At 65.3% G+C, this 16,119-nt stretch carries 14 protein-coding genes; 8 read left to right on the forward strand and 6 right to left on the reverse strand.

All coding sequences use genetic code 11. The features are described 5' to 3' along the window. Positions 1–29 precede the first annotated feature (29 nt). From ACZ1JV_RS10770 to uvrB, 4 genes are all read right to left on the reverse strand, one after another. Complete coding sequence (locus ACZ1JV_RS10770; protein ID WP_465151559.1) at positions 30–1,544, reverse strand: S10 family peptidase; 1,515 nt, start codon at positions 1,542–1,544, stop codon at positions 30–32. A gap of 269 nt (positions 1,545–1,813) precedes the next feature. Further along, positions 1,814–3,319 carry an acetyl-CoA hydrolase/transferase family protein gene (locus tag ACZ1JV_RS10775; RefSeq protein WP_465151560.1) on the reverse strand — a complete coding sequence of 502 codons (1,506 nt, stop codon included), beginning with the start codon at positions 3,317–3,319 and terminating at the stop codon, positions 1,814–1,816. A gap of 127 nt (positions 3,320–3,446) precedes the next feature. Beyond that, positions 3,447–4,559 (reverse strand): helix-turn-helix transcriptional regulator, encoded by a 1,113-nt coding sequence (locus tag ACZ1JV_RS10780; RefSeq protein WP_465151561.1) that lies wholly within the window; start codon positions 4,557–4,559, stop codon positions 3,447–3,449. A 246-nt stretch (positions 4,560–4,805) separates the two neighbouring features. Continuing rightward, complete coding sequence (gene uvrB, locus ACZ1JV_RS10785) at positions 4,806–6,992, reverse strand: excinuclease ABC subunit UvrB (protein ID WP_465151562.1); 2,187 nt, start codon at positions 6,990–6,992, stop codon at positions 4,806–4,808. Positions 6,993–7,124: 132 nt separating this feature from the next. Between uvrB and ACZ1JV_RS10790 the strand changes: the two genes are divergently transcribed. Then, entirely contained in the window at positions 7,125–7,658 is a 534-nt protein-coding gene (locus ACZ1JV_RS10790) for a DUF3617 domain-containing protein (RefSeq protein ID WP_465151563.1), read from the forward strand. 59 nt (positions 7,659–7,717) lie between these two features. Continuing rightward, entirely contained in the window at positions 7,718–8,443 is a 726-nt protein-coding gene (locus ACZ1JV_RS10795) for an esterase/lipase family protein (protein ID WP_465152546.1), read from the forward strand. Here ACZ1JV_RS10795 and ACZ1JV_RS10800 read toward each other — a convergent pair. Then, positions 8,440–9,324 carry an EamA family transporter gene (locus ACZ1JV_RS10800; RefSeq protein WP_465151564.1) on the reverse strand — a complete coding sequence of 295 codons (885 nt, stop codon included), beginning with the start codon at positions 9,322–9,324 and terminating at the stop codon, positions 8,440–8,442. The two genes, ACZ1JV_RS10795 and ACZ1JV_RS10800, sit on opposite strands and share 4 nt — an antisense overlap. A 284-nt stretch (positions 9,325–9,608) precedes the next feature. Further along, positions 9,609–11,117, reverse strand: coding sequence for a YifB family Mg chelatase-like AAA ATPase (locus tag ACZ1JV_RS10805; RefSeq protein ID WP_465151565.1), 1,509 nt, complete (start codon positions 11,115–11,117; stop codon positions 9,609–9,611). Positions 11,118–11,286: 169 nt separating this feature from the next. Here ACZ1JV_RS10805 and ACZ1JV_RS10810 point away from each other — a divergent pair, with 169 nt between their 5' ends. The 6 genes from ACZ1JV_RS10810 to yihA all read left to right on the forward strand — a co-directional run bounded on the left by ACZ1JV_RS10810 (position 11,287) and on the right by yihA (position 16,007). Further along, complete coding sequence (locus ACZ1JV_RS10810) at positions 11,287–12,132, forward strand: alpha/beta hydrolase (RefSeq protein ID WP_465151566.1); 846 nt, start codon at positions 11,287–11,289, stop codon at positions 12,130–12,132. 459 nt (positions 12,133–12,591) lie between these two features. Further along, positions 12,592–12,726: a 50S ribosomal protein L34 gene (rpmH, locus tag ACZ1JV_RS10815; RefSeq protein ID WP_086494189.1), complete on the forward strand. Its 135-nt coding sequence runs from the start codon at positions 12,592–12,594 to the stop codon at positions 12,724–12,726. 152 nt (positions 12,727–12,878) lie between these two features. After that, a complete protein-coding gene (gene rnpA / locus ACZ1JV_RS10820; RefSeq protein ID WP_465136370.1) occupies positions 12,879–13,265 on the forward strand; it encodes a ribonuclease P protein component in 387 nt (128 codons plus the stop codon). A gap of 5 nt (positions 13,266–13,270) precedes the next feature. Next, the gene (yidD, locus tag ACZ1JV_RS10825; protein ID WP_465151567.1) at positions 13,271–13,507 is read left to right on the forward strand and encodes a membrane protein insertion efficiency factor YidD; all 237 of its coding nucleotides are present in this window, start codon (positions 13,271–13,273) and stop codon (positions 13,505–13,507) included. Between the two features lie 72 nt (positions 13,508–13,579). Beyond that, a complete protein-coding gene (yidC, locus tag ACZ1JV_RS10830) occupies positions 13,580–15,358 on the forward strand; it encodes a membrane protein insertase YidC (RefSeq protein ID WP_465151568.1) in 1,779 nt (592 codons plus the stop codon). 7 nt (positions 15,359–15,365) lie between these two features. Next, positions 15,366–16,007, forward strand: a complete 642-nt coding sequence (gene yihA, locus ACZ1JV_RS10835) for a ribosome biogenesis GTP-binding protein YihA/YsxC (protein ID WP_465136367.1) — start codon at positions 15,366–15,368, stop codon at positions 16,005–16,007. Positions 16,008–16,119: the final 112 nt, after the last annotated feature.

Below are 16,119 nucleotides of genomic sequence, written 5' to 3' on the forward strand. Positions count from 1 at the left end.
AGGAGCGGCGCGAAGGCCGCTCCTGAAACTTACGCCCCGGCGCGATAGCTTTCCATGATGTCGTGGCGCAGTGCCGCGCCGCTGTCGGTGCGCGAATAGAACATGTGCCCGCCGGGGTACATGTGCAGGCGCACGCGGTCCGCGCGGCCGAATTCGGGCATCTGGCCGACGATCAGGCGCGATCCGAAGTAGGGGCACGAAAGGTCGTCCCAGCCATGGACGATGTCCACGGTCATCTTCGGGTCGATAGAGATCGCCTGACGCAGATCCTTCACCGGGTTGTCGCTGTTGTCGCGGTCCCACGCCTCGTTCACTTCGAACGACAGGGCGTTGTAGCGCGCGTCGACCTTCCAGCCGACCTGACGCGTCACGAAATCGACCATGGCGGACGTGGTGGGCGCGATCAGCGTGGTCAGCAGCGGATCGCCGTACTGCGCGCGGGCGCTGGCCGGGAACGGGTCGAACGCGGTGAAGTTCGAATCGTAGACCGAACCGACCAGCCCCTGATCGCGGCGAATCTCACGCAGATAGGTACCGATGTCGACGCGGCCGTCCATGCGGCGGACCAGTGCGGGGTCGAGGCCGGTGATCTCGGCAACCTTCGCCGAAAGGCGGTCGGTCGCGGCCTTGTCCTTCGGGCCGGCGAGGAAGTCGGCCACGAACTCGGTCTTCAGGTACTGCTCGATCGGCGCCATGTTCTCGGCGCTCAGCTTGCCTTCGCGCTCGAGGTGGCCGGCGGCCATCGCGGGGAGGTTGATCATCCACGGCAGCGGCGAAAGCGCGTCGTCCTGGCCGATCGCCGGCGGATCGAGGTAGGGCGAGACCATGGTCATGCCATTGATGCCCACGCCCATCTGCGTCTGCAGATAATAGGCGAGACGCGGCACGCGATAACCGCCGTAGCTCTCGCCAGCCAGATACTTGCGGCTGGTCAGGCGGCCGTTTGCGTTCAGCCAGTCATAGACGATGCGGCTGAGGTACTTGATGTCGTTCTCGGACGTGTAGAACGCCTTCTTGGTCGCCTCCGCATCGACGCGGCTGCGCGAGAAGCCGGTGCCGATCGGATCGATGAAGACTAGGTCGGTGAAGTCCAGCCACGAATTCGGGTTGTCGCGCAGCACGGCCGGGTCGGACGGGGCATCGCCCTGCGCGCCGAACTGCACGCGCTTGGGGCCGATGGCGCCAAGGTTCAGGTAGACCGAGGCCGCGCCGGGGCCGCCGTTGAAGGCGAAAGTGACGGGGCGATTGGTGGGGGCGCCGGGCACGGTATAGGCGGTGTAGACCACCTCGCCGATGGTCTTGCCCTTTTCGTCCTTCACCGGAAGCGAACCGACAGTGGCGACGTAGTTGACGGTCTTGCCGCCGATCACCGCCGACTGCTTGATCGACTTCGCCTCGGGGAAGGGGGCGAGCTGGCTATCGTCCTTCTTCTCATCCTTGGCGTCGGCGGCGGGCTTGTCGGATTTGTCGGCCGCGTAAGTGGCGGCGGGGCCTGCGGCGAGGGCGAGCGAAAGCGCCACGCAAGCGAGGGAAACGGTACGCATCGGGAAGTACGACCCCTTGTTGTTCGCGCCCGCGATCGGGGCGCCGATGGGGCCGATGCTTAGAACGGGTAAATAGTATACGGCAAGAGTGTGACTACCTAAAAATAGGCGGTCACATCTCCTGGGTAACTGGCGGTTCAACCGGCCACCCCCGTTCCCACCGCCCGCTCATCCTGAGCTTGTCGAAGGATGGCAGCCTTGCGCCACGCCTATGGGGCTTCGACAGGCTCAGCCTGAGCGGGATCGGTGGGATTTCTGTTTTCAAATAGTTACGGCAGCATCGAACCCGTTTCGATGAACCGCTGGTGCCACGACAGCGCTTCGCCCGGCAGCGAGGGCGACTGGAGGCCGTAGGAACCCTTCAGCGCGCGGGCGTAGTAGTCTTCCAGCAGCGGGCGATAGTCCGGGTGCGCGCAGTTGGCGATGATCACCGCGGCGCGTTCCTTGGGGCTGAGCCCGCGGAGGTCTGCTAGGCCCTGCTCGGTGACGATCACCTGCACGTCCTGATTGATGTGATCGACATGGCTGGCCTGCGGCACGATGGCCGAGATCTTGCCGCCCTTCGCCGTGGAGGGCGTCATGAAGATCGAGATATAGGCATTGCGCGCGAAGTCGCCCGAACCGCCGATGCCGTTCTGGATGCGCGAACCCATGACGTGGGTGGAGTTCACCGCGCCGTAGATATCCGCCTCGATCAGTCCGTTCATGGCGATGCAGCCCAGGCGGCGGATCAGTTCGGGGTGGTTGGAGATTTCCTGCGGACGCAGAATCATCTTGTCACGGTAGCGGGCCATATCGGCATTGACGCGGGCGGCCGCCTCGGGGCTCAGCGAGAACGCGGTGGCGGAGGCCATGCGCAGCTTGCCCGAGTCCAGCAGGTCGAGCATGCCGTCCTGGATCACTTCGGTGTAGGAGGTCAGGCTGTCGAACGGCGCGTCGACAAGGCCGGTCAGCACGGCATTGGCGATATTGCCCACGCCCGACTGGATCGGCAGCAGCGCCGAAGGCAGGCGGCCCAGCTTCACTTCGTGCTGCAGGAATTCCAGGATGTGGCCGGCGATCGCCTTGGCCTTCTCGTCCGGCGGGCTGAACGGGGCGTTGCGGTCCGGCCGGTCGGTCTCGACCACGGCGACGACTTTGGCGGGATCGACCTTGAGGTAGGGCGAACCGATACGGTCATCGGGCTTCACCAGCGGGATCGGCACGCGGCTGGGGGGCAGGGCGGTGCCGTAGTAGATGTCGTGCATCCCCTCCAGCGCCTCGTTCTGCCACGAATTCACCTCGAGGATCACCTTGGAGGCGCGGTCCAGCCAGGTCTTGTTGTTGCCGACCGAGGAGGACGGGATCAGGCTGCCGTCGGCGCGGATGCCGGCCACTTCGATCACGGCGGTGTCCAGCGGGCCGAGGAAGCCCTGCCAGGCCATCGGCGCCACCTGCGACAAGTGCATGTCGAAGTAGTTCATCTCGCCCTTGTTGATGCGTTCACGGGCGATGGGATCGGAGTTGTAGGGCAGGCGGAATTCGATGCCGTCCGCCTTGGCCAGCGCCCCGTCAAGCTCCGGCCCGGTGGAGGCACCGGTCCACATGCGCACGCGGAACTGGCGTCCGGCGGCGTGTTCGGCCTCGATCTCGGCCGCGAGTGCGAGGGGAACCGCCTTGGGGTAACCCGAACCGGTGAAGCCGCTCATGCCCACGGTGGAACCGCTGGTGATGAGGCGGGCAGCCGCTTCGGCAGGCATGATCTTGGAACGCATTTCCGGGCATTCGATCCGCATGGCAACCTCTTCAATTGTGACTTTCCGAGCGAGCCAGTCGCGCCGTCCGCTCGCCGCGTACAGTGCAAAGTGTACAGAAGCGATTGCGGCCAGCGCATGACAAGTAACACGGAAGGCGCAAGTGCTTCTAGCGCGGCCCCATTTCCATGACGGCGCGTGCAAGTGCGACGAGTTCGGCCTCACGATTGACGCCGCACTTCTGGAAGATCGTGCGCAACTGGCTGATGACTGTCTGCACACTGACGCCGCGCAGATTCGCAACCTGCTGGCGCGAATGGCCATGGGCCAGCAGCGCCACCACTTCGCCTTCGGCCAGCGTCAGCCCCAAGGCCGATCCGATCGTGCGCGCCTGCGCCCGCGCGGGGCCTAGCGGGGCGCGGAGGGTGACGATCACGCGCGGCGCGAAGCCGAAGCTCCAGTCCTGCCGGGGCAGCGTGCGCACATCCACCAGCAGCAACCCGTTATCGGACCGAAGCCAGAGGTCGGCCGGGTCATCGCCCTTGCCGGCAAGCGCGGCGGCGATGCGGCCTTGCAGCAGACGGTCCAGATCGGGCCTGGGTGCGCGCAACATGCCGCCGCGTACTTGCAGGGTGCCGGGCCCGAGCAGGTTGCGCGCCGATTCGGTGGCATCGCAGACCTTGCCCAACACATCGAGCAGGATCGCCGGGCTGTGGAACGCCTCCAGTGATCCCCGCAGCAGCGCTATTCCCTGATGCTCGATCGCGTCCTGCATGCGAATCGCGGCCAGCACGTCCGGCGCGACCGCCTCCAGCACGGCGCGCTGCGCCTCGGTCGTGCGGCCTTCCGCCGGCCCGTGCAGCACCGCAAGGCCGAAGAAGACACCGGGCCGCTGGCTGAGCACGATCTGCGCGCCGAATTCCGCATCGTACTTGCGCACGTGCTCCAGGTAGGCTTCGCCTGTCCCATTTTGGCGCACCTGATCATAATGCGCCTCCCAGGTTAGTTCCATCGGCGGTCGGGTGGCGCCGACGCGGTAGTTAATATCGGGACGCAATCCGCCGGCCGCTATGAACTCCGCTTCGTATTCGGGAGGGGTGTCGGTCGCCCAATTGAAGGCTTGGAATCGACTGCCCAAGGCCAGCAACTGTGCCCGCGAAGAGCCCGTAGCGTCACGCAAAGCCTGGAGCGCAATGTCCCAGCCTTCCTTTTCGAAGGGTGCACGCGCGAAGAGGCTGCCCACCACTTCCGCGTCACTGCGGAATTCCCTGTTTCCCGGCACAACACCTTCATGCCGCCTGTAAAACTACTTAACAAGTACTGTTAACGAGCACTCGTGCTCAGAGCGGCTACCATGAACGTGGTATGCCGTCGCAGGTCATTCCGTCCAAAACGGATTTGCGACCCGAGGGATCGGCGAAATTCGATCCTGAGACTGGCCCGGGGCCTGCCACGGCAGGCCCCGGGCGTCTTGTTTTAGGGGACATCGATCGCGAAGCGAAGGCGGGCGTTTACGGCTGGTAGCCGGTCACTTCCCCCACTTCTTCTGCATCTTGCCATACCGCGTCTTGCGCGTGCCGGGTTTGCCCTCATTGCTGCGGCCGACGATGGGTGCTTTCTTGTGATCGTCCGGTATGCCGAGTTCGCTGGCTTCCAGACGGCGGATCTCGTCGCGCAGGCGGCCGGCTTCCTCGAATTCCAGATCGGCGGCGGCGGCGCGCATCTTCTTTTCCAGATCCTCGATATAGGCGCGCAAGTTGTGGCCGACGAGGTTGTTCTGGCCCTCGGCATCGATGTCCACCAGCACGCCGTCGCGGCTGGCGGTATCCGCCACGATGTCGGCGATGCGCCGCTTGATCGTCTGCGGGGTGATGCCGTGCTCGGTGTTGTATTCTTCCTGCTTGGCGCGGCGACGGTCGGTTTCCGCGATCGCGCGTTCCATGCTGCCGGTCATGCGATCAGCATAGAGGATCACCCGGCCATCCACGTTGCGCGCGGCGCGGCCGATGGTCTGGATCAGAGAGGTTTCGCTGCGCAGGAAGCCTTCCTTGTCGGCATCGAGAATGCAGACGAGCCCGCACTCGGGAATATCCAGCCCCTCACGCAGTAGGTTGATGCCCACCAGCACGTCATAGACGCCCATGCGCAGATCGCGGATCAGTTCGATGCGTTCCAGCGTCTCGACGTCGCTGTGCATGTAGCGCACGCGCACGCCAGCCTCATGCATGAACTCGGTCAGATCCTCCGCCATGCGTTTGGTGAGGGTGGTGACGAGCGTGCGATAGCCGCGCTCCGCCGTCGTCTTGCACTCGACGATGCAGTCCTGCACCTGATCCTCGACCGGGCGGATTTCCACCGGCGGATCGATCAGGCCGGTCGGGCGGATCACCTGTTCGGCGAAGACGCCGCCCGATTCTTCCATCTCCCAATGGCCGGGCGTGGCAGAGACGGCGATGGTCTGCGGGCGCATCGCGTCCCACTCGTTGAAGCGGAGCGGGCGGTTGTCGATGCAACTCGGCAGGCGGAAGCCGTATTCGGCCAGCGTGATCTTGCGGCGGTGGTCGCCCTTCGACATTGCGCCGATCTGCGGCACCGTCTGGTGGCTTTCGTCCACGAACAGCAGCGCGTTGTCTGGCAGGTATTCGAATAGAGTCGGCGGCGGCTCGCCGGGCAGGCGGCCGGTGAGGAAGCGCGAATAGTTCTCGATCCCCGCGCAGCTGCCGGTGGCGGCGATCATCTCAAGATCGAAATTGGTGCGCTGTTCCAGCCGCTGGGCTTCCAGCAGGCGGCCTTCGGCTTCCAGTTCCTTCAGGCGCTCGGTCAGTTCGAAGCGGATCGCCTCGCTCGCCTGCTTCATCGTCGGCCCGGGCGTCACGTAGTGCGAGTTCGCATAGACCCGCACCTTTTCGAGCACCGAGCCCTTCTTGCCGGTGAGCGGATCGAACTCGGCAATCTCCTCGATCTCGTCCCCGAAGAACGAGATGCGCCAGGCAGTGTCCTCAAGGTGGGAGGGGAACAGTTCCAGATTGTCCCCCCGCACGCGGAAGGTGCCGCGCGTGAAGGCGGCATCGTTGCGCTTGTACTGGAGGGCGACCAGCTTGCGGATGATCTCGCGCTGGTCCTGCGTGTCCCCGGTTTTCAGGTCGAAGATCATCGCCGAATAGGTCTCGACCGAGCCGATGCCGTAAAGGCATGAGACCGAGGCGACGATGATCACGTCGTCCCGCTCCAGCAGCGCGCGCGTGGCCGAGTGGCGCATGCGGTCGATCGCCTCGTTCACCGAGCTTTCCTTCTCGATGTAGGTGTCCGACCGGGCGACATAGGCTTCGGGCTGGTAGTAATCGTAGTAGGAAACGAAGTACTCGACCGCGTTCTCGGGGAAGAAGTCCTTCATTTCGGCATAGAGCTGTGCGGCCAGGATCTTGTTCGGCGCCAGGATCAGCGCCGGGCGTTGCAGCTCCTCGATCACCTTCGCCATCGTGAAGGTCTTGCCCGATCCGGTGACGCCCAGCAGCACTTGCGTCTTCTCGCCTTCTCCCGCCGTGGAGACGAGGTCGGCAATGGCGGTGGGCTGGTCGCCGTTGGGTTCGTATTCGGAGACGACCTTGAAGGGCCTGCCAGGCATCGACTTGTCGGGACGTGCCGGCTTGTGGGGGACGAACGTGCCCGAAGTGTCCGGTTCCTCAAGGCCCCGGCGGATGATCAGCTCTGCCATGGGAGAACATATGGGGTATATCGCCCGTGCCCGCAATGTCTCGTGGGAGGGGACTCGCGGGAAGGGCGCGTCGATGATACTTCCTCACCTCTTTGGTCTGGTGCGAAAGGTCTCGACTCTATGAAGCGGATCATGGCGGTTTCGGTTGTATGCGCGGCGCTGGCTCTGGCTGCCTGTGGCTCCAAGGAACAGGGCAAGTCCGGCGAGGCGAAGTCGATGGACGAAGTGAAGCAGGAAGCCGCCCAGTTGCAGCGCCCGAAGCCCGGCCAGTACCGGCAGACGGTAGAGATCACGAAGATGGACGTACCCGGCATGCCCAGCGAGGCGGCCGCGCAGATGAAGACGATGATGGCCAAGGGGCAGGTCAACGAGTTTTGCCTGACCCAGGCGGAGGCCGACAAAGGCTATCGCGACATGTTCGACAATATCGGCAAGGGCCGTGAATGCTCCTATTCGCGGTTCGAGGTTGATGGCGGCAGGCTGGATGCCCAGATGGATTGCAAGTCCGCCGATCAGGGAACGGCCACGATCAAGCTGGCCGGCACGGTGGGCGAGCAGGGTTCCGACGTGACGGTGAACATGAACATGTCCGGCGGCACCGCGCCGATGGGCGAGATGACGATGGCGATGCATATGAAGACCGCTCGCGTGGGCGATTGCCGATAGAGTGGCCGACAGCAAGTTGAAGGATTGAAGTGAACGGATCCGCTCCGCGACAGATCGACATGATGCGCAGCGCCATCGCGCGCCGCGCAGCGCTGGCGCGTGAGCCGCATCCCGAAGGCGTGCGCAAGCCTTCGCTGCGTCTGTTCCTGGCCGAACTCGCGTCGTTGCGGCGCGGCGGGAAGAAACGGATCGCGGTGGAGAAGGCGCTGCATCCGCAGCCGATCATGCTCCTGCCCGGCTTCGGCGCGCATCCCAACCGGATGCGCCCGATGGCGGAGGCATTGGCCGAGGCCGGGCATGATGTTCACGAATGGGGCCTTGGCCTCAATCTCGGCCCGAACCAGCAGAACTTTACGTTCCTGATGCGCCGCGTGGGCGCGCTGGCACGTCAGCACAAGCGCCCGGTCGCGCTGGTCGGCTGGAGCCTTGGCGGCCTGTTCGCGCGGGAGATTGCGCGGCGGGAGCCCGATTGCGTGTCCAAGGTCATCACCATGGGCACGCCGTTCTCAGGTGATCCGCGTGCCAACAATGCCTGGCGTGCCTATCAGATGGTCACCGGCCACTCGGTCAGCGCGCCGCCGATCGACTGCGATTTCACCGCCAAGCCGCCGGTGCCAACCGTCGCCTTGTGGAGCCCGCGCGATGGCGTGATTCACCCGCGCTCGGCCTGCGGCTGGCCGGGCGAGCGAGACCGGGCCGTGGCGATCCGGTGTTCGCACCTGGGCTTTGCCAGCGATCCGCGCGTGGTGGCGGAAGTGCTGCGCCAGCTCGATTTCGAAGATTAAGCCATCACATCGTCGCGCGCCTGCGCGACCGGCGGGCGCGAGGCCAGCGAACAGCCTGCGCTGGCGCCGATCAGCATCGCGACGGCCAGCCACTGCAGGGCGCTCAGACGCTCATCCAGCACCAGATAGCCGACGATGGCGCCTAATGCGGGCGCCATGCTGCTCAGCAGGCCGACGATGCGGCTGGGCAATTGGCGCATCGCCCGCATTTCCAGCACATAGGGCAGCGCGCTGGAGAGGACCGCCACGACCGCGCCGAGCGCCAAGGCGTGCAAGGGCAGACTGTGCGGGGCCGAGGCGAGGCCGACCGGTATCGTGATGCAGCAGGCCACCACCATGCCCACCGACACTGCAACGGCGCCACCGACTTCCGAAGCGCGCCGCCCGCACAGGATATAGAGCGCCCAGCAAGTCGCGGCCGCCAACGCGAACAGGATGCCCAGCGGATCGAGCGCGTGCGCGCTGCCCTCCCACGGGATCAGCAGCGCCATGCCGCCTACCGCCAGCGCCAGCCACAGAAAATCCTTCACCGAGCGTGAGCTTGCCAGCACCAGGCTCAGCGGTCCGCAGATCTCGATGGCGACGGCAATGCCGATGGGAATGCGCCGGATCGCCCAGTAGATCGCTAGATTCATGCAACCGAGCACCACGCCGTAGAGCAGCAGCCACTTCAACTGCCGCGCCGTCATCTTCACGCGCCACGGGCGGGCGATGGCGAGCAGGATCAGCGCCGAAATCGTCGTGCGCAGAGCGGCAACGCCTTCGGGCCCGACCAGTGGAAACAGGCTCTTGGCGAAGGCGGCGCCCAGGTTGATCGAGCTTTGCGCAACGATGATCGAAAGGCCGGCAAGAAGGGCAGTGCGGTCGGTCTGCGAGGTCATGTGCGGGGCGATGCCAGTTGGGAGCGCAGAAGGGAAGGGAAGTTGCTGGCGGACATTCGACGCAGACGATCGTTTAGGCGGGCTTGGGTTTGCGAGGGCATGGGAAACTCCAAACCCGCGCAACACCAAATCCGTCGCCCCCGCGAAGGCGGGGGCCCCGCTTCCTTGTCTCCACGGCGCCAGAAAAGCGGGATCCCCGCCTTCGCGGGGACGACGAAGCATGGGATTAGGTATTAGGACGAAGCATTAGGACGGGGTATCAGGATGCCGGTCGCAGCCGCCGATCAGCCTCTCGGCGGCTGCCGTCGGTAGCTCAAGGCCTCGGCCACATGCACCCGCCCCACTTCGGCGGCGCCGGCAAGGTCGGCAATCGTGCGAGCCACGCGAAGGATGCGCGTATAGCCGCGTGCCGAGAGGTGCATCGCCTCCGCCGCCTGCATCAGCAGCTTGCGGCCGGGCTCGTCGGGCGTGGCGTGCATATCCAGCAGATCGCCGTCGAGTTCGGCATTGGTGCGCTTGCCGGTGCCGTCCAAACGCGCGGTCTGCACGGCGCGGGCGCGGGCAACGCGCTGGGCCACTTCGGCGCTGCCTTCCTTGGGCGGAGGCAGGGCCAGATCGACGGCGCGCACCGGATCGACCTCGACATGCAGGTCGATGCGGTCAAGCAGCGGTCCCGAGACCTTGCTCTGATAGTCGGCCGCGCACTTGGGTACGCGCGAACAGGCGAGGGCCGGGTCGGACAGATAGCCGCAGCGGCAGGGGTTCATCGCCGCCACCAGCTGCACGCGCGCCGGATAGGTGACATGGGCATTGGCGCGCGCCACCGAAATCTCGCCGGTTTCGAGCGGCTGGCGCAGCGAATCGAGCACCGCGCGCTGGAATTCGGGCAGTTCGTCGAGGAACAGCACGCCCAGATGCGCCATCGAGACTTCGCCCGGCCGCACCCGCAGGCCGCCCCCGGTCAGCGCGGCCATCGATGCCGAATGGTGCGGCGAGCGGAACGGGCGAGCGCGGCTGATGCGGCCTTCCTCCAGCGTGCCGGCGACCGAGGAAATCATCGAGACTTCCAGCGCCTCTGCCGGCGTCAGTTCGGGCAGGATGCCGGGCAGGCAAGAGGCGAGCAGGGATTTCCCCGCGCCCGGAGGGCCGCTCATCAGCAGATTGTGCGATCCGGCGGCGGCGATTTCCAGTGCACGGCGGGCGACTTCCTGCCCCTTCACCTGCTTCAGGTCCGGGCCGCCGACGGGCGGATCAGCGCGGCCGACAGGGGGCGGCGGCAGGACCTGCGTGCCCTTCAGGTGATTGAGCAGGCTGATCAGGTTGGGCGTCGCCACCACCGGCACGCCTTCGGCCCAGCGCGCCTCTGTCCCTTGCGCGGCGGGGCAGATCAGTCCCTTCTCCAACGAACTGGCGTGAATCGCGGCGAGCAGCACGCCGGGGGAAGGGATAACGCGGCCGTCCAGCGCGAGTTCGCCCACCGCCACGAAATCGGCCAATTGCTCGGCATCGACCACGCCCATCGCCGCCAGCAGGGCAAGCGCGATGGGCAGGTCGTAATGTGAGCCCTCTTTCGGCAGATCGGCGGGGGAGAGGTTGATGGTGATGCGCTTGGGCGGCAGGGCAAGGCCCATCGCCGTCAGCGCCGCGCTGACGCGCTGACGGCTTTCGCCCACTGCCTTGTCGGGCAGGCCGACCAGGGTGAACGCGGGCATTCCCGGCGCCACCTGGCATTGAACTTCGACCGGGCGCGCCTCCAACCCCAGGTAGGCGACGGTCGAAACGAGTGCGACCACGAAGGACCCTTGGCTCTCAGGAAAAACGACGGATGAACTAGGTACATCCACCGAATGACACTGCCCCCCGGCACTGTCGATATTCAAAGCGCTACCCAGGCCAATCGTTACACCGTTTTAACCGCAAGTCTCACGGCTTGGGTAAGGACTTGCGGCGCAGTTTTGGCACATGCGTACGATCGTAGCTGCCTTGCTTGCACCGCTCATGGCCCTGCTGCCGCTGGGCGCCGTTTCCGTTTGCGCGCAGGAGGCGGCCTCGGCGCCCACACTTGCGCCCACGCTGCCTTACGAAATGGTACTCTTCGAGGAGCCGGGCTACGTGCAGCAGCCCGTGGCGGTGATCGCTGACGAGGCGGAGCCTTTCGTCGGCGGCGAGCGATTGGTCGATATCGCCTGGCAGCAGGCCCAGCCCGCCCCTATCCCGCGCGGCGTTGCCCGCTACGGTCCGTTCCGCGTGATCGATGCGCGCCATGTCGCGCTGGTGGACGTCACCGATTCGCGCAGCCCCGCCCAGTTCGCCGCCATGCTGCGCGATTGGCCGGCAATCGCCGAAATCGAGATGATCGAATGCCCGGGTACCGAGGATGACTTCGCCAATCTGCGCTTGGGCCGGATGATCCGGGCGCGCGGCATTGCCACCCATGTGCCCGATGGCGGCTCGGTCCGCTCCGGCGCGGTCGAACTGTTTCTGGCCGGAACCCGGCGGTATGCCGACGACGGCGCGGAGTTCGCGGTCCATTCCTGGATCGACGATTCGGGGCGCGAGGCGAAGGACTATTCGGCTGATGGGCCGGAGAACCGCCGATATCTGGACTATTATCGCCAGATGGGCATGGACGAAGGCGAGGCGCGGGCCTTCTACGCGATGACCAATTCGGTGCCGTTCGAATCGGCGCTGTGGTTCGGCGCGGGGGAAATGAATCGCTGGGTCTCGCTGGACCGGGTTGATTCGCCGCCTAGCCAAAGAGCCGGCCGAATCGACCTTGCGGTCGCTTCGGGGGTGAGGTTCCGCTGATTGCGAACAAGTGATTGGCAAGGACTGCGGCCTGATTGCGGGTCATGTAGATCCGCGCGATTTCGGGTTCGTCGCCGCTATCCCATGACGAACGCTCGAAAGTCTGAAGGTCGAGGATCAGATTCGGCCCGAAGGTCTGCGACGACCACCCCACCAACACGCCGACCTGATCGTCTTCCTTCATCGTTGCCCCGTTTCCGCCGCTCCGGTTGATCTGACGGACCGAGTCTATCATGCCCCTTGCCCGCAAGGCTTGGGCACGCATGGCTATCCGGCGATCCCCATAGGAGGTAGTTGCCGAATAGCCGCCGCATGAAAAGAATCGCGGTGCCGCCCGGTTTGACGGCCGAAAGAGGCTGGCTTTGCTTGACTCTGCTTCGGCGCTCCAGTATCGGCGCGCTCTGTTTTGCGGTCGTCCCGGTCGGGCGGCCTCTTTTGTTCGGATTTTCGAGGACCGTCATGAAGCGCACTTTCCAGCCCAGCCGCCTTGTCCGCGCCCGCCGTCACGGCTTCCGCGCCCGCACGGCGACCGTCGGTGGCCGCAAGGTTCTTCGTGCGCGCCGCGCCCGCGGCCGTTCGAAGCTCTCGGCCTAATCGAGACTTTTCCAGCTTAACGGCTGGATGCGGCACCGGCCCGTGCCGCTATCCGATCCCTCGCATGCTGTGTTGCGTGGTGAGGAATCGGGTAGCGGCACGGGCCGCCGCCGTTTGTACTTTGCAGTCCCGCACCCTATCTGCCGGCTGACATGACCGCCGCCTATTCCACCATGACCCGCCGTGCCGACTTCGTTGCGGCCAATGGCGGCCTTCGTGTGGCGCGGCCCGGATTCGTGCTCCTGGCCAAGGGTAACGACGGCCAGGGGCAGCGGGCGGGTATCACCGTCACCAAGAAGATCGGCAATGCGGTGGTGCGCAACCGCATGAAGCGGCGCTTTCGTGCACTGCTGCGCGAACTTCTGCCCGAACTCGGCCTTGCCGATACCGATCACGTGCTGATCGGACGCGAAGGCGGGGTGGAGCGCGATTTCGCGCTGCTGCGCGAGGAATTGCGGGTGGCGCTGGGCCGGGCTCAGGCCGGGAAGGGCGATCCGCCGCGCAGCCATCGCGGCCGCAAGGGCAAGCCCCGCAAGTGAAGCGCGTGTTCGCCTTGTTCGCGCGTCTTCCGGGGCTGCTGCTGATCGGTATCGCCCGGGCGTGGCAACTGGGCCCTTCGCAAGTGCTGCCGCCGTCGTGCCGCTATTCGCCCTCGTGCTCGCAGTACGCGATCATTGCGGTGCGCAAGCACGGTGCGATTAAGGGTGGCTGGCTGGCGTTCAAGCGTCTATTGCGCTGCCAGCCTTGGGGTGGGCACGGCTACGACCCGGTGCCGGACTGACATGAATTGAGGTAGCGGCCAAAGCCCTCGCGCGGCCGCCGCCTTCGACGGGATTACGACAGGAAAGCCTTCGTGAATAACCAGCGCAACATCATTCTGGCGGTCGTGTTGACCGCGCTCGTGCTTTTCGGCTGGCAGGCCGGCGTCAATCATTTCTATCCGAACGCCAACAAGCCCGCCAAGGTCGAGCAGACCGCCGCGAACCCGGCCCCGACCAACGCCGCCAAGCCCACCCGCGAAGGCGGCCTGCTGAACGCGGACGACGTTGCGCTGGAACGGCAGGACCTGAAGACCGCACTGACCAAGGGCGGCCGCGTGCCGATCCAGGCGCCGGGCGTTTCGGGTTCGATCAACCTGACCGGCGCGCTGCTCGACGATCTGGTGCTCAACCGCCATCGTGAGACGGTGGAGAAGGATTCCGGCCCGGTCCGCATGTTCTCGCCCTCCGGCACGCCGGCGCAGCAGTATGCGCAGTTCGGCTGGGTCGGCCAGGGTAACGCCGCGCCCAATGCCCAGACCGTCTGGACCGCGCCTGCAGGCGCCAAGCTGACGCCGGCCACGCCCGTCACGCTCACCTGGGACAACGGCCAGGGCCAGACTTATGCGCTGACTTTCAAGGTCGACGACAATTACATGATCACGGCCGACCAGCAGGTGATCAACAAGGGCCAGGCGCCGGTCACGGTGCAGCCCTTCGCTTTCGTGAACCGCACCAACCGCACCGCCGCCGCTTATGCGTGGACGCTGCGCACCGGCGGCATCGGCGCGTTCGACGGCTCCGTCGTGTTCGGACCCAAGTACGACGATCTCGTCGGCGCGGGCACGCAGGACCCGGCCGGCAAGGTGGACTGGATCGGCTTTACCGACGTCTACTGGATGTCGGCCGTGATCCCGGTGAACGCCGCCAACAATGGCAAGGCCACCGGCTCGTTCCGTTCGCTGGGCAACCAGCTGTTCCGTGCCGACGCCGTCTACGAACAGAGCGTGGTCCAGCCGGGCCAGACGCTCAGCCGCCAGACCATGCTGTTCGCCGGCGCCAAGGAGCACGCGGTGCTCGACGCCTATGAGAAGGCGGGCGTCGCCAACTTCGGCCTCGCCATCGACTGGGGCTGGTTCCGCTGGTTCGAAAAGCCGATCTTCTGGCTGCTGGTGAAGCTGTTCGCGCTCGTCGGCAACTTCGGCGTCGCCATCATCCTGCTGACCGCCATCGTGCGCGGCATCATGTTCCCGGTGGCCCAGCGCGGCTTCGCCTCGATGGCCGCGATGCGCGCCATCCAGCCGAAGATGAAGGCGATCCAGGAGCGTTACAAGGACGACAAGGAAAAGCAGCAGCTTGAAATCATGAAGCTGTACAAGGAGGAGAAGGTCAATCCGCTTGCCGGCTGCCTTCCCATGTTCCTGCAGATTCCCGTGTTCTTCGCGCTCTACAAGGTGCTGAACCTGGCGATCGAAATGCGCCACCAGCCGTTCGTGCTGTGGATCAAGGACCTTTCGGCGCCCGATCCGCTGCACATCCTGAACCTGTTCGGCATGCTGCCGTTCACGCCCCCGGCCTTCCTTGGCATCGGCGTGCTGGCGCTGCTGCTGGGCGTGACCATGTACCTGCAGTTCAAGCTGAACCCGCAGCAGATGGATCCGGCGCAGCAGCAGGTCTTCGCCCTGATGCCCTGGTTCATGATGTTCATCATGGCGCCGTTCGCCTCGGGCCTGCTGGTCTACTGGATCACTTCCAACCTGCTCGCGATCGGTCAGCAGAAGCTGCTCTACGTGATGCATCCGCAGCTGAAGGCGCAGCAGGAAAAGGAAGCCCAGGACAAGGCCCGTGCCCGCGACCGCGAGAAGAAGGCCTGAGGCTGACATGGAAGAAGAACAGGCAGAACTGATCGAACAGGCACGGAAGCTCTTTTCAGGACCGGTAACGTTCCTGAAGAGCGCGCCCGCGCTGAAGTTCCTGCCCGAATCGGGTGAGCCGGAGATCGCTTTCTGCGGCCGCTCGAACGTCGGCAAATCGTCGCTGTTGAACGCGCTGACCGGCCGCAAGGCGATCGCGCGTACTTCGGTGACGCCGGGGCGCACGCAGGAACTGAACTTCTTCGACGTGGGCGAGCCGCTGCAGTTCCGCCTTGTCGACATGCCCGGCTATGGCTTCGCCAAGGCACCGCCCAAGGTCGTCGAGACCTGGCGCCGCCTCGTGCGCGACTATCTGCGCGGCCGCGTAGAGCTGAAGCGCACGCTGCTGCTGGTCGATTCGCGCCACGGCGTGAAGGATGTCGATGCCGACATGATGAAGATGCTGGACGAGGCCGCCGTCGGCTATCGCATCGTCCTGACCAAGGCGGACAAGATCAAGGCGAGCGAACTGGAAAAGGTTCACGCCGAGACCATTGCCGAGGCGCGCAAGCATCCGGCCGCCTATCCGGAGGTGCACGTCACCTCTTCGGAAAAGGGCCTCGGCATCGCCGAATTGCGTGCGGCGGTCTTCGCCGATTCGCTCATCTGACGATTGGTGATCGGACCGGGGTTGGGTTTCGCCCGGCCCCGCACGCGAACTTTCCGCAATACCACTCCGTCGTCCCCGCGAAGGCGGGGACCCCGCTTGTTCTTTGGGCGGC

The organism is Novosphingobium sp. BL-S-19, assembly GCF_055521675.1.

Coding starts and splice junctions, on each gene's coding strand:
- ACZ1JV_RS10770 (WP_465151559.1), bottom strand. CDS start 1,544: ATGCGTACCGTTTCCCTCGCTTGCGTGGCGCTTTCGCTCGCCCTCGCC.
- ACZ1JV_RS10775 (WP_465151560.1), bottom strand. CDS start 3,319: ATGCGGATCGAATGCCCGGAAATGCGTTCCAAGATCATGCCTGCCGAA.
- uvrB (WP_465151562.1), bottom strand. CDS start 6,992: ATGGCAGAGCTGATCATCCGCCGGGGCCTTGAGGAACCGGACACTTCG.
- ACZ1JV_RS10790 (WP_465151563.1), top strand. CDS start 7,125: ATGGCGGTTTCGGTTGTATGCGCGGCGCTGGCTCTGGCTGCCTGTGGC.
- ACZ1JV_RS10795 (WP_465152546.1), top strand. CDS start 7,718: ATGATGCGCAGCGCCATCGCGCGCCGCGCAGCGCTGGCGCGTGAGCCG.
- ACZ1JV_RS10800 (WP_465151564.1), bottom strand. CDS start 9,324: ATGACCTCGCAGACCGACCGCACTGCCCTTCTTGCCGGCCTTTCGATC.
- ACZ1JV_RS10810 (WP_465151566.1), top strand. CDS start 11,287: ATGCGTACGATCGTAGCTGCCTTGCTTGCACCGCTCATGGCCCTGCTG.
- rpmH (WP_086494189.1), top strand. CDS start 12,592: ATGAAGCGCACTTTCCAGCCCAGCCGCCTTGTCCGCGCCCGCCGTCAC.
- rnpA (WP_465136370.1), top strand. CDS start 12,879: ATGACCGCCGCCTATTCCACCATGACCCGCCGTGCCGACTTCGTTGCG.
- yihA (WP_465136367.1), top strand. CDS start 15,366: ATGGAAGAAGAACAGGCAGAACTGATCGAACAGGCACGGAAGCTCTTT.